The organism is Acidobacteriota bacterium (assembly GCA_016700075.1).
Classification (GTDB): Bacteria; Acidobacteriota; Blastocatellia; order Pyrinomonadales; family Pyrinomonadaceae; genus OLB17.
The window spans coordinates 1,040,974-1,053,761 of record CP065000.1; the positions used below are offsets into that span (position 1 = coordinate 1,040,974).

Genomic DNA, 12,788 nt, shown 5'->3' on the forward strand with positions numbered 1-12,788 from the left:
CGGACGGTGAAAGTTGATATCGCTAATTCGCGGATATCGCCGGTGAGCGCTTACCGGCTGATTCGGATTGTAGCATTTGAACGTAATTTACGGCAACAAAAGAAAAAACACTTGTCGCAATACGTCATTGCGTGTTAAATTGGTTTTTGCGGTCGTCTTTCGGCCGATCCGTCCGCGTTGCCGAGAAGTACCGGCAGACCATCCAAAAAATTTGATGCCGTCCGTTTCGGCAGATCTCAAATGGCAGAAGCGCCTTTTATATTACAAGAACATCAGTTTCAGCGGCTGAAGACCGTACTCGCCCGCCTTTGCGTCGAATGTGCCGCCCGCGTCGTGTTCCTGGTTGACCGCGACGGCCAGCCGATCACCTATCACGGCGACATCGGCGATATGGACACGACGAGTTTCTCCAGTCTTGCCGCGGGAAACGTCGCCGCAACGAGTTCGATGGCGAAACTCATCGGCGAAGATGTGTTCCCTTCCGTTTTCCATGAAGGCGAGAGAGAAAGTATATTTATCTCGGTCATCGGCCGGAGCCTTTTGGTTGTGGTTTTTGACGAGCGGTCGACGCTGAGCCTTGTAAAACTCAGGACCAAACGCGGCAGCTATGAGGTCGCCGCGATCCTAGACGAAGCGATCGCCGAATCGGCAAACAGCCACGCTAACAACAATTCATTTTTTGCCGAGATCACCGACGACGACATTGACAGCCTGTTCAGCTAGTTACGGGTGACTAATTACGAGTGCTATGACCTTTATCAATTACGCATCGCGAGAGATCAACTGCAAGATCGTATATTACGGTCCTGGGCTTTGCGGCAAAACGACGAATCTGCAGTACATTTATGATTCGACAGCACCGCAAGCAAAAGGCAAACTCATCAGCCTTGCGACAGAGACCGACCGCACGCTGTTCTTCGATTTCATGCCGCTCGAACTCGGCACGGTTCGCGGTTTCAAGACGCGTTTCCATCTTTACACCGTTCCGGGGCAGGTCTATTACGACGCTTCGCGAAAGCTGATCCTGAAAGGCGTCGACGGCGTCGTTTTCGTGGCCGACAGCCAGGAAGAGCGTATGGACGCGAACATTGAGTCGCTTTACAACCTTGAAGAGAATCTGCAGACGCAAGGCTATGACCTAAACAATTTGCCGTACGTTCTTCAATTGAACAAACGCGACCTGCCGAACGTCATTCCGTCAGATGAACTTGTCGGCGAACTGCAGAAAAAAGGGGAACCAGTCTTTGAAGCTGTTGCTACTGACGGAACGGGCGTCTTCGACACTCTGAAAGCGGTCGCTAAACAAGTATTGACCGAACTTAGAAAAGGCTAAACAAAGAGCCTATTAGAAATTGGAAATGCGGACTGATATCATCGAGTCCGCATTCTTGTTTTGAGAGGGAAAGAGAAATTCTATGGAACACATTCGAGTCAATACGCGTCTGATCGCTTACACGGCGGTTATTGCGATCTTCGCCGGCGGGGTCATCTCGTGCGGCGAACCGGGAACCAACAAACCGGAAAACAAACCGGCGGCCCCGAACACGTCCGCAACATCACCGGCAGTGACGGAGGCAAAGCCTCCTGAGATCGGATCTGAAGATACCAAGCCGGCTGGACGCGAAATAAAAGCCGCTGACGGCCCGGCTCTAAAGTCAGTTATCCCGCCCGATGGAGCCATACTCGGCGGCGTGCTGAATGAACTTGCGACGACGCTCCCTGCGCCTGAATTCCCTGCGGATTCAAATGAGTATGGCAAGGTCACTGTCGAAGTTCTGGTCAACGAAAAAGGCGAGGTCGGCGCGGCAAGTGCAGTTGACGGCCCCCAGCCTCTGCGTAAAGCCGCCGTTGAAGCGGCCCGCAACGCGAAATTTGCTCCGCCGCTGAAAGACGGAAAGCCGGTCAAGGTCGGCGGTGTTCTGACGTTCGAGCGTAAGAAGTAGCGTTTACGTTTAATTCATCGAAAAATAAAGGCCGCCAGATTTTGGCGGCCATTTCTAATGGATGTTGCACAGTCTACTTATTGACCGGATTCCCTTCAACGTCAAGGATCACGATCTCGCCGAGGTTTAGTTCTCGAATTCCTGCTTCGATCACCGAAAGGTCTCCGACCAGCAAAAGGGCCGTTCCTGCGGGAGCGGCATACTTTGCAGCTATTGCATTCACATTAGCAATTTGCAGACGCGAAAGCTGATCGGGCTCTGCCTGCAGCGTCGTCATCGGAAGGCCCGCGATCCACAGATCTGAAATTTGCTGCCCGATTCGCTGATAGCCTTCGAACTGCTGTGCATAGCCTCTGATACGCGAAAGCTTGGCCTTCTTGAACTCTTCTTCAGTGATGGGCTTTTCCCCTGCGATTCCGCGAAGCTCTTTCATGAACTCAACAACGGATTCCTTGGTCTTGTCGGTCTGAACACCGCCGTTGGCGATCCAAGTGCCCGCGGTCGAAAGGTGCTGCGGGAATGCGAAAACTCCGTAAGAGTAGCCTTTTTCCTCACGCAGATTTAGATTCAGGCGAGTGCCGAAGCCGCCCCCGTAAACCGCGTTGGCCAACGATAAAGCGTAGTAATCGGCTGACTTTCGTTCGGGCGCATTCAGGACGTGCGAAACGACGGTCTGTGCGGCACCGGGTTTATCGACAAGGTAAACTTTTCCGGGTGCCATCGGGCGTTTGGCAGGTATATTGACTGCTGCCGCGGCCCCGCCTGACCAAGAACCGAAGTGTTTACGTGCCGCCGCAACTGCATCTGTCAGCGTAATGTCCCCGACAAATATCAACGACGAGCTGCCCGGACGCCAGCGGTCAGCGTGAAACTTCACAAGGTCATCGCGCGTGATAGCCGATACCGTTCCCGGCAGTCCGCCCGCCGGACGTCCATACGGATGATCGCGTCCAAAAGCCACCATAGCGGATACGCGGTTCGCAATAGAGTTCGGATTGTTTGCGGCCTGCTTCAGCCCGTCAAGTGTTACCTGTTTTTCCTTCTCAAATTCATCGGCCGGAAATGACGGATTCATGACAACATCCGCCACGATCTCCAGTGCGGCGTCAATATCCCTGGACAATACTTCTGTTCCCATCGACGCCGCCTCACGCGAAGCAAAGCCGCCGAGGTTGCTGCCTAATCCGCCCAAGAATTCATCGATCTCGATCGCAGAACGGTTTTTCGTTCCGCGACGCATCATTCTGGTCGTCATTGCAGCAACGCCCTCTTTTCCGGCGGGATCATCAACCGTGCCCGCACGGGTGCCGATGCCGAAAGAGACTTTGGGCAATTCCGGTTTCTCGACGACAAATATCTCAAGGCCGTTGTCGAGTTTCGCCGTTTTTACTTCAGGAGCTTGGAAAGGCCTATCCTCGCCGAGCGGCGGAACCTGCGATCGGTCGACCGCCATGTCCATTGCTCTGCTCGATGGTTCGGGTCGAAATCGAACAAGAACGCGATTTGCAGTGTTGAGATAGCGGTCTACCGCAGCACGCAGACTTTCCCTTGTGACCGCACGATGGCGTGCAACATCGGCGTCAAATTTTCCGGGGTCGCCTAAGAATGTGTTGTACTCATTGAGTCGATCAGATTTTCCGCCAAAGCCGCCGATACTCTCTAGGCCCGAAACGAACTGATATTCCCAGCGGTTCTTTGCACGGGTCAGTTCAGCTTCGGTCGGGCCGTCCTTTGCTAGACGAGCGATCTCGTCGGTCACGGCTTTTTCAACGTCCTCCAGCTTTACGCCCGGACGAGCCGTGGCCCACATTGCGAACCAACCCGCAAGCGGCTGACCGCTCTGAAATGCGGCGACGTTGGACGCAAGCTGCTTCTCGTAAACAAGAGCCCTCTGCAGCCGCGACGAAAGTCCTGTTGTCAGGATAGATGCGGCAAGATTCATTTCTGCCTCGCCTGCGTCAAAGAACGCGGGTGAATGCCAGCCGAAATAGGTCCGTTCCTGGGGAACTCGGTCACGAACCTCAACGACCTTTTGCGAACCGATCGTCACCTTTCCTTTCGCGGGCCGCTCAAGTGCAGGGCCCGGCGGGATGGTGCCGAAATATTTCTCGACAAGACGCTTTGCTTCTGCGGGATCGAAATCACCGGAAATGACGAGCGAAAGATTATTAGGCGTGTAAAAGCGGCGGAAGAATTCCTTTACGTCGTCCAGCGTTGCCGCGGCGAGGTCTTCGTGAACACCTATGACATCAGACTGGTACGGATGCCCTGCCGGAAATAGAGCCTCACCCAACAGCTTGAAAGCTCGTCCGTATGGCTGATTTTCCAGTCCTTGCCGGCGTTCGTTTCGAACGACCATTATCTGATTGTTCAGGCTTTCCTGTGTCAGAGCCTCGGGAAGCGTCGCAAGGCGGTCGGCCTCGAGCCAAAGCAGATTCTCAAGATTTCCCGAAGGAACCGTGGCAAAATAGTTGGTGCGGTCCTGATTCGTCGTACCGTTGACGCCGCCCTCCATCAGGTTAGCGCCCGCAGCCTCGACATAGTCGAAATACTCCTTGTTCGCGTTCTTCGAACCCTGAAACATCATATGTTCAAAAAGGTGGGCAAAACCGCTTCTGCCCACGCGTTCATTTGCCGAACCGACATAGAACCACTGATTTACATGAACAACGGGCAGCTTTCGGTCAACGTGAAGTATGACCTGAAGCCCGTTCGGCAATACAAATTTCTCAAACTCGACCTTAGGAACAGATGACTGAGCCGAAGTTTGTCCTGCGATCGAAATATTCAAAATAGGTAAGAGAGCGAGCGACATAACGCCCGCGAAAGTCAGCATTCCGCGTAAAATGTTTTTCATATGTTCATCACCAAATCTTCGTAATCGTGTTTTTTTACTTTTTGTTTCTACGCCGAAGGGGAGCATTTTGTTTCGAGTTTCGGCCGCATCAAAGTTCCGCGTGTTGTCAGCAGCCGCCGTTGGAAACTAGTATGTTCTCTGGGCATGACAAAGATAACTCCTCAGTCTCTTATTCGAAAGGCATCAGATAAAGACGCCGCAATAGTTGCCGTGCTCGGCACGGTCACATTCTTTGAAGCCTATTTCGAACAGGACGACACCCACGATCTCGCAAATCATTTCGCCGAGACATTTCAAATCGCCGCCGTCCGCCAAGAGATCGCCGATCCGAATGCGTCCTTCTACTTGGCGTTTCAAGATCACCATGCGGTCGGATACGCGAAACTTCTGCGTGGAACGCCGGGCCCGGGAGTAGCGGGAAAAAGCCCTATCGAACTAAAGCGTATCTACCTCGTTGAACGAGTGTGGAGAACGGGCGTGGGCGAACAACTTCTGCGACATTGTGAATACGAAGCTGCCTCGGCCGGCCATGATGCCATTTGGCTGGGTGTATGGCAAGAAAACACTCGCGGGCTCCGTTTCTATGCGAAACACGGTTACAGAAAGGTTGGCACGATCCAATTCCCATACGGTGCCTCCATCGGAACCAATGACGTAATGTACAAGAAGATCGCCGCACCGGAAACATCAGCGCCTTAGTCATTCTGAACCGATAACTCTTCCGGCCGCGAGCCGCTTCGTTTCCCGAACAGGACCCCATAACAGAACGACGGAACACAAAAACCGGTCGTTACCTGAACTGCGGCCATGATAATCATCACAATACCGATCGCAACACCGATGGCGATCATTTGAAAGTAAAGGGCTGTCGCCGAAAGGATGATCATCACGGAAGCCATCATGCAGGCAAAACGCCTTGGCTTGCCGTAAGGCGGCAACGGTATAGTGCCCGTTACGCAGCGGATGCCGTGGTTATAGATCACATCAAACGGATGCCCCCGAAATACTGCCCCGGCCAACGCAAACGGTAATAGCGCCAGCAATATCGTCGGCGACATCGAGGCCACGCCTGCGGCGACCCATGCTAAACATAGTGCCGGCGATGATCGCAGCCAGTACTTTATCTCGTTGATCTCGCCATCGCTGAGGCCCAAGAATCCTTGGGCCTCTATGCGGCGGCGTTCGGTCGTCATCGTTACCGACATGTTGTTCACCTCGCGTATAGATGCGGTCAGCAGAAATTCGGCGCGACGGCCTCGATGCGTTCACGGTACTCGGGTTTGATCTTCTCGAGCGTTTCGAGGAACCGCGGATGCGTCATACCTGTTCCGAGATATGTCCAACGGTTCGCCTGATGCTGCTGTTCGAGAAACTCCGCACGTTCATCGGCCGTCAGCTTTCGTCCCGTCGCCACTTCAAAGGCTTCCAGATCGAGCTCCGTCTGCTGCTTCACTCCGCCGTCAAGAATTCCGCCGATACTCAGATAATCCTCGATCCCCTGCTCCAAAGCCTCGGGGGCCGATGTTCTGACGAGTTCCTCGACCATGATGGTGTCGAGTTTTGCGTGCTGAGCTTCTTCAAGCCAGTGATGTTTCAGCAGGCTCTTGAACTGCGGATCGAGATTCTCGTCGCCGCGAATGCTGTCGATATAGTGCCGCTGCGTCATCCATTCGATATGCAGAATAACGAGCGCAACTCCCAGCGGACTGTGTGCGAGAACGGCTCTCGCGATGTCGGCGGGAGGTCCAATGACCTTGCATTCACTGCGAAAGTTCTCCTGAAATTCTTTGCTGAATTCCTTGAAAAGCTGGATGTGCTTCGCTTCTTCGCCGGCAAACTGGAGGAACGCGCGGACACGATAGTCATCCTCGTCGAGCGAAGGCCGTACGTGGTCAAGCACGAACGGCAGTATGAATTCCTCCGCAAGGCCGAATATGGAAAGATAAGCGTGCCCTCGGATCTGATTCAGGATCCGTTTTTCATCGTCATTAAGAAATTCGAGATCGTTCACTCTTGCGAGAGATTCGGGCATGAACCTCTTTGTGAAGTCCAGCTTTTTCTCGCCGCCAATGATGTCCTCGATACGCCAGTTGACCTTGCTCGACGCGACGATGGTCTCCTGAAAGCTGTATTGCGAGGCCGCCGTCGGCCTGCGTGTTTCGTTCAATGTAATTGCTCCTAACATTTTATTGCTCCTTTCGTTTATAAATTAGGTGGACTGTTGCCCTACCAAACCAATAGACGTGATCGGGCGCAAAAATAGGACATTTCGCGGGAGAATTAACGAAGATCGGGCATTGTGCTAAGATTCAGCCATTCGGAAATACAGTAAACGGGGAAACTGTCTATGCCGGAAAACCATCAACAAGTTGAGATAACGCGGCTTTTACTGAAATGGCGCGGCGGTGATCACGAGGCATTGAGCGATCTGATGCCCGCAGTGTATCGCGAACTCAGACGCATCGCCCATAATTACATGCGGCGCCAAAATGTTGGCCACTCATTACAGACCACAGCCCTGATAAACGAGGCATATTTGCGGTTAATTGACTCCGACAAGGTCAATTGGCAGGATCGCGATCATTTTTTTGCGATCTGCTCTCAGTTGATGCGGCGTATTTTGGTGGACTCGGCCCGACGGCGTGCCAGCAGTAAACGGGGCGGCAATAGGATGCAGGTAACGCTCAGTGATGCCGTTGCGGCCGATGAGCGGCAAGGGACAGATATCGTGGCTCTCGATGAAGCATTAAGGCGTCTTGCGGCGCTCAGCCCCCGCCAGAGCCAGATAGTTGAAATGAAATATTTTGGCGGGCTGACAGAGGAACAGATCGCTGAGACGCTCGATATATCAAGCAGAACGGTGCGGCGAGACTGGAATATCGCGCGTGCGTGGCTTTACAGAGAACTCTCGAGCCTTTGAACACGATGACCCCGGAACGTTGGGAAAAGATTACTGAGATCTATCAGGAGGCGTTGGATATCTCTGAAACGGATCGCCGCGCTTTTCTCAGCGAGAAATGCCGCGGCGATGCCGATGTGCTCCGAGAGGTTGAGTCGCTTTTAGCAGCAGATGCGGAGGCAGGAGATTTTATTGAAGAGCCCGTTGTCGGAAATATCGCTATCGACGAGACCGATGCTCTGCTTTTCCCCTCAGGCCACATGCTGGGCCGCTATCGAATAGAAAAACTGATCGGCACGGGTGGAATGGGTGAAGTATATTTGGCACTGGACACCACGCTGAATCGGCAGGTCGCTCTGAAGATCCTCCCCGAACGCTGGGCTTCTGATCAAGGTTTTGTTCAAAGGTTTCGTAACGAAGCACTCGCAGCTGCCACGTTGAATCATCCAAACGTCGCTACGATCTACACGGTCGAGGATCATCGACAACGTCCTTTTATTACCATGGAGTTCATAGAGGGGACGACACTTCGTGAAGCCGTGCCGCCGCACGGGATCTCGCTTGTTGATTTTACAAACTGGTTTGACAGCATCTCGGACGCCCTCGCGCACGCTCATGACAAGGGAATAATTCACCGCGACATCAAACCCGGCAACATAATGATCGCTGAACGCGGGCATCCAAAGGTGCTGGATTTCGGGCTCGCACGAATCGGACGGGATGCGTCAATTGAAGCATCGACCATTCAGGAAATAACGGCGCCGGGGCAGGTTCTGGGAACGCCGTCCTACATGTCTCCGGAACAGGCCGAAGGCCGCACGCAAGACAGACGGAGCGATATCTTCAGCCTGGGTATTGTCATGTACGAGGCACTTACCGGCGTTCGGCCTTTTGTTGGTGAAAATTATGGCGAGGTCATTCACGGTATCGTTTCAAAGAATGCTCGCCCGGTCAATGAACTAAGGCCGTACGCTCCAAGAGAGATAGTCCGGATGATCTCAAAATGTCTTGAGAAAGAACCGTCAAACAGATTCAGCTCGATGCACGAGATACGTGCGGTCCTTAAACGGAACCGTCTCGAAAGCCGAGAGCCAAGTACATTGGACAGCTTTGTTCGGCGGTTTTATCGTGAATCGGCTTCGGGTCAGCGCGGCTGGCTGTTGCTGGCTGCGGCTTTGGTAGCAATTGTTTCCGTCGCCGCGTGGTATTACTTTTCCGGAAGAGAGTCGACGCTCGATGCCTCGAATATTACATTCAGCAAGCTGTCCCAATCCAATAATGTCGTTTATGCACACGTCACGCCCGACGCCCGTTCCATCGTTTACAACACCATCGAAGAGAACGAAGAACGTGCAATGTGGATCAGACGGATGGACGACCGAACGGCTCTGCAGCTATTGCCGTCCGCGAAAGTCTGGTTTTGGGGCGGATTGGCGATATCGCATGACAACTCGCAGGTGTATTACATTACCGCGGATCGTTCGGCGAGATACGGGACCTTGTATCGCATCTCGACACTTGGCGGCCAGCCGCGAAAGCTCGTTGATACAGTGAATGATCTCGGCTCATTGTCACCCGACGGTACGCGTATATTGGCCGTCAGATACGGTGATAATGCTCAAATATTTTCTGTCAATGCTCAGGATGGCGGTGACGAACAGGTTATAGCGACGGCTCCGGCCGGCACCATCTATCGAGACCCGCAGTTCTCGACTGACGGGAAAACGATCTTCGCGAGCAAGGTCGAGAACGTAGGAAGTTTAGAAACCTGGACATTGGTCGAGATCGCCGCAGATGGTTCGGGTGAAAAGATCATCTTGCCTGCACGCAGGCAGAAGATCAATGAGATAGCAATAATTCCCGGCGACGGCTCGCTGCTGGTGAATCAGGTCGATGCCGCTTCATACCTGAACCAGTTATTTAGGGTTCGCATTAGCGATGGGTCTGAAACAAAGATAACGAATGACCTGAACTCTTACTTTGGCGTGAGCGTCAGCGCGGACGGAAGGTCAATTGTGACCGCACAGCGAATGGAGGCCAACGACATTTACTGGGGATTTACCGGCGAACCGTCGCAAACGACAAAAGCGACAAAAGAATCTTCTGCACACATACGAACCTCGTGGGTCCCGGACGGAAGGTTGGTATTCGGCGCGCTTGAGAACAATCTTCCGCAGATCTGGATCACGGCATTCGACGGCCGCCAGCCTATAAGGCTCTCAGGCGGCAAACACGCGGATCTTGAACCGGTCGTCTCTTTTGACGGCAAGTTCGTTTTCTTTACCTCCGACCGGACGGGCGAGCGGAAAATATGGCGAATGAACATTGACGGCAGTTCGCCTATCCTTATCGGCCCGGACGAAGGGACTGGAATAAATCCTAAGGTTTCCCCTGACGGCCGCGAGTTATATTTCGCGGTCAACAAGATCGATGGACGATTTCTAGGCCGAGTACCAATCGATGGCGGCACGATCGAGCTTGAGGCTCCCTTTTCGCGATCGTATTGGGATATATCGCCGGATCTGCAGCGAATAGCCTTCGTTGAATACGGAGACGATAATGAGATCAAGGGCGTTGTCGTTAGACCAGTAAACGGTGACGCAGCGGACGTCGTGCGTTTAGATATAACACCTCAGCTTATCTTTCTCTGGTCCGCCGACGGACGCGAAATATACTATCGGGATCGGGCGGGCGAACATCTTTCGACCATCTACGCAATAAACGTCAGAACCGGAGCGAAACGAGTCTTTCTCTCCGCAAACCCTGACACAATACATCATTTATCTTTTTCGCCCGATGGTCGGAAATTTGCTGTTATCCGCGGAAAACTGCTTACGGACGCAATTTTGCTTGAAGTGAACAAGGGAAGATAGAAAGGCCCGGCTCCTTAGGAACCGGACCTCTTCGATCAAATGGCGGGGCCGACGGGGCTCGAACCCGCGACCTCCAACGTGACAGGCTGGCGTTCTAACCAACTGAACTACGACCCCGCGTTTTGAAATTTCCGATCTGCGATCTGAAATTTCCGAAAATGGTGGGCACGAAGGGACTCGAACCCCTAACTTCCTCCTTGTAAGAGAGGCTGTCTACCAATTGACATACATGCCCGAAGCATGTTGCGGCACTCACAATGGGCCGCTGCGGATCTTGGTTTTCAAAATCGCCCATATCAACGAAAATCGGGCGAACCTAGATGTTACGAAACGAGCTATTGCATGTCAAGCAACTTAGCCGCGGCGCATCAATATAGGCTTTGATCCCGTATCCTGAGGCGAACGGCCTTCCTCATACGTCAGGATGGTACCGCCAAACCCAACGGCCCATCCGCGGCCGCCGGCGAAGGTGATCTTTTCAAGTTTGTGTGTCACGAGCTGCTTTTCGTCGATCCAGGTCGAACCGCCGTCGCGGGTTCGGATGATGATCCCGTTATCGCCCACCGCCCAGCCGTTGGACGCAGTTGTAAAGAAAACGTCATTCAGGTTCGCGGTCACGCCCGAATTCTGCTGCCGCCATAGCCTCGCACCGCCGTTCGAGCGAAAGACCCTTCCGCGGTTTCCGACCGCCCAGGCTCCGTCTCTGCCATAGAAAAAGACCGAGTTGAATTTAGAGTCCGATTCGCCCAGCAATGAGGCCCTTTCCCAAGTAAATCCGCCGTCCTCCGTGAACATGATCGTGCCGCCCGCACCGACGATCGCCCCCAACGCCGTATCGGTGAAGGCACCGTCGATCAGGAGATATTTGATAGCGGTCCGGCTGCGTTTCCAGGTCTTACCGTCCTCCTGCAGATGATAGAACACGCCGCCTTCGCCAAATGCCCTTGCAGTACCATCTTTGCCGAAAAGCAGCCGCGTCACGCGCTGATGATCTGCGTCCTCAAACTCGACCTTTACCCAAGTCAATCCGCCATCGTCGGTCTTGCGCAAATAGTTTGAGGGTTCCTTTCCGCGGAGAAAGAAGCTGCGTTCGCAAAGCATCCAGCCGTTGTTCTCATCGGTAAAGTGAACCTGTACGAACGTATCGTTGGTGAACTTTCTGCTCTGTACCCATGACCTGCCGCCGTCATCGGTGATCAGGATCACGCCGTCCGCACCGACTATCCAACCCTTTCGGTCGTCAAGAAAGAAGATGTCACGATACCAGGCAAAACTGTTCGTATTTTGCTTGACCCAATTCGCATTCACGGCCTGAAAACAGGCCGTGAGCAGAAGAAGTGCGATCAATGTTTTTCGCTTAAACATTATTTCTAGAATGGGCTGCCGAACAGGAACCGGACCACGCTCGCCTTTCCGATGGCGTCGAAAACCTTGTCGATGCTGAAACCCTTGCCGCCGACGAAAACCTGGTCTCCGGGGCTGAGGAACACCATCTCCGCCTTTCCGTTCTCCATTGCTGTCAGGCTGACGGTCTTTTTGGTGAGTTTGCCATCGCGTCCGTAGCTGACGACGATCACCTTGTTCTTGTCGCCGGCCTTGGTCACACCGCCCGACTCAAGAATGGCCTCATAGACACTTACTTTGCGGTCCATCACACGAACGCCGGGGTTCGCGACGTTGCCCATTACGCTGTAACGCGTGGACATTGCTTTTTCGAGCGTTACCGTCACCTTCGGGTCGATAATGAACTCATCCAATTTCTGCATTATCTCGGTCGCCACCTGTTCGACCGTTCGCCCGGCAACCATGATCCCTTCACGGATCAGCGGGTACGAGATGCGTGCATTGGGCGGTATCGTAATGCTCTGCCGGCAATAATCCGGGCACTGGCCAAAGACCTCGACAGAAATTATATCGCTCGGACCGAGCCTATATTCTTTCAAGTAGTTTTCGTAATACGGCAGAATCACGTCGTCCGGATCATCTTCGTCTGCCGCTTCGGGTTTCGGGGTCTCCGAGGCACTCGGCGCGGGCAGCGGAACGGCGTTCGACGCCTCGCCTTTGCGTGATGACGTGTTTTTCCCTGATGCCGGTTTCAGATCAGGTGCCTGTGCGGATGACGCCGTCACGGCAATGCCCGTCAGAACAAATACGAATCCAATTAATGCAGCAAAACTTCTCATCTATTGCTTCCTCGTGGCGAAAATAAACTGTGA

At 53.4% G+C, this 12,788-nt stretch carries 11 protein-coding genes and 2 tRNA genes; 6 read left to right on the top strand and 7 right to left on the bottom strand.

The genetic code is table 11. The features are described 5' to 3' along the window. Positions 1-240 precede the first annotated feature (240 nt). The 3 genes from IPM50_04725 to IPM50_04735 all read left to right on the top strand — a co-directional run bounded on the left by IPM50_04725 (position 241) and on the right by IPM50_04735 (position 1,943). Positions 241-723 carry a roadblock/LC7 domain-containing protein gene (locus IPM50_04725; protein ID QQS33887.1) on the top strand — a complete coding sequence of 161 codons (483 nt, stop codon included), beginning with the start codon at positions 241-243 and terminating at the stop codon, positions 721-723. Positions 724-748: 25 nt separating this feature from the next. Further along, positions 749-1,333 (top strand): GTPase domain-containing protein, encoded by a 585-nt coding sequence (locus IPM50_04730; GenBank protein QQS33888.1) that lies wholly within the window; start codon positions 749-751, stop codon positions 1,331-1,333. Between the two features lie 82 nt (positions 1,334-1,415). Next, entirely contained in the window at positions 1,416-1,943 is a 528-nt protein-coding gene (locus IPM50_04735; GenBank protein QQS33889.1) for a TonB family protein, read from the top strand. Between the two features lie 73 nt (positions 1,944-2,016). Here IPM50_04735 and IPM50_04740 read toward each other — a convergent pair whose 3' ends face one another. Then, positions 2,017-4,800 (bottom strand): insulinase family protein, encoded by a 2,784-nt coding sequence (locus tag IPM50_04740; GenBank protein QQS33890.1) that lies wholly within the window; start codon positions 4,798-4,800, stop codon positions 2,017-2,019. 144 nt (positions 4,801-4,944) lie between these two features. On the opposite strand from IPM50_04740, the gene IPM50_04745 reads away from it, so the two are divergent. Beyond that, complete coding sequence (locus tag IPM50_04745) at positions 4,945-5,499, top strand: GNAT family N-acetyltransferase (protein QQS33891.1); 555 nt, start codon at positions 4,945-4,947, stop codon at positions 5,497-5,499. On the opposite strand, the gene IPM50_04750 is transcribed toward IPM50_04745, so the two are convergent. Both IPM50_04750 and IPM50_04755 read right to left on the bottom strand, forming a co-directional pair. Then, positions 5,496-6,005, bottom strand: a complete 510-nt coding sequence (locus IPM50_04750) for a DUF4395 family protein (GenBank protein ID QQS33892.1) — start codon at positions 6,003-6,005, stop codon at positions 5,496-5,498. The genes IPM50_04745 and IPM50_04750 overlap by 4 nt on opposite strands. 26 nt (positions 6,006-6,031) lie before the next feature. Next, positions 6,032-6,985 (bottom strand): hypothetical protein, encoded by a 954-nt coding sequence (locus IPM50_04755; GenBank protein QQS33893.1) that lies wholly within the window; start codon positions 6,983-6,985, stop codon positions 6,032-6,034. A gap of 162 nt (positions 6,986-7,147) precedes the next feature. On the opposite strand from IPM50_04755, the gene IPM50_04760 reads away from it, so the two are divergent. Next, positions 7,148-7,720: a sigma-70 family RNA polymerase sigma factor gene (locus IPM50_04760; protein QQS33894.1), complete on the top strand. Its 573-nt coding sequence runs from the start codon at positions 7,148-7,150 to the stop codon at positions 7,718-7,720. Positions 7,721-7,725: 5 nt separating this feature from the next. Next, positions 7,726-10,572, top strand: coding sequence for a protein kinase (locus IPM50_04765; protein QQS33895.1), 2,847 nt, complete (start codon positions 7,726-7,728; stop codon positions 10,570-10,572). A gap of 40 nt (positions 10,573-10,612) precedes the next feature. Here the strand turns inward: IPM50_04765 and IPM50_04770 are convergent. From IPM50_04770 to IPM50_04785, 4 genes are all read right to left on the bottom strand, one after another. Then, positions 10,613-10,689: transfer RNA gene (locus IPM50_04770), tRNA-Asp, on the bottom strand. Positions 10,690-10,731: 42 nt separating this feature from the next. Continuing rightward, positions 10,732-10,807, bottom strand: a tRNA-Val gene (locus IPM50_04775). Between the two features lie 119 nt (positions 10,808-10,926). Further along, entirely contained in the window at positions 10,927-11,937 is a 1,011-nt protein-coding gene (locus tag IPM50_04780) for a hypothetical protein (GenBank protein QQS33896.1), read from the bottom strand. A 5-nt stretch (positions 11,938-11,942) separates the two neighbouring features. Continuing rightward, positions 11,943-12,755 (bottom strand): polysaccharide biosynthesis/export family protein, encoded by an 813-nt coding sequence (locus tag IPM50_04785; GenBank protein ID QQS33897.1) that lies wholly within the window; start codon positions 12,753-12,755, stop codon positions 11,943-11,945. Positions 12,756-12,788: the final 33 nt, after the last annotated feature.

What these genes read in the sequence shown, in the direction of transcription:
- IPM50_04725 (QQS33887.1), top strand. Translation starts at nt 241, where the DNA reads ATGGCAGAAGCGCCTTTTATATTACAAGAACATCAGTTTCAGCGGCTG.
- IPM50_04785 (QQS33897.1), bottom strand. Translation starts at nt 12,755, where the DNA reads ATGAGAAGTTTTGCTGCATTAATTGGATTCGTATTTGTTCTGACGGGC.
- IPM50_04730 (QQS33888.1), top strand. Translation starts at nt 749, where the DNA reads ATGACCTTTATCAATTACGCATCGCGAGAGATCAACTGCAAGATCGTA.
- IPM50_04750 (QQS33892.1), bottom strand. Translation starts at nt 6,005, where the DNA reads ATGTCGGTAACGATGACGACCGAACGCCGCCGCATAGAGGCCCAAGGA.
- IPM50_04740 (QQS33890.1), bottom strand. Translation starts at nt 4,800, where the DNA reads ATGAAAAACATTTTACGCGGAATGCTGACTTTCGCGGGCGTTATGTCG.
- IPM50_04780 (QQS33896.1), bottom strand. Translation starts at nt 11,937, where the DNA reads ATGTTTAAGCGAAAAACATTGATCGCACTTCTTCTGCTCACGGCCTGT.
- IPM50_04745 (QQS33891.1), top strand. Translation starts at nt 4,945, where the DNA reads ATGACAAAGATAACTCCTCAGTCTCTTATTCGAAAGGCATCAGATAAA.
- IPM50_04755 (QQS33893.1), bottom strand. Translation starts at nt 6,985, where the DNA reads ATGTTAGGAGCAATTACATTGAACGAAACACGCAGGCCGACGGCGGCC.
- IPM50_04765 (QQS33895.1), top strand. Translation starts at nt 7,726, where the DNA reads ATGACCCCGGAACGTTGGGAAAAGATTACTGAGATCTATCAGGAGGCG.
- IPM50_04735 (QQS33889.1), top strand. Translation starts at nt 1,416, where the DNA reads ATGGAACACATTCGAGTCAATACGCGTCTGATCGCTTACACGGCGGTT.
- IPM50_04760 (QQS33894.1), top strand. Translation starts at nt 7,148, where the DNA reads ATGCCGGAAAACCATCAACAAGTTGAGATAACGCGGCTTTTACTGAAA.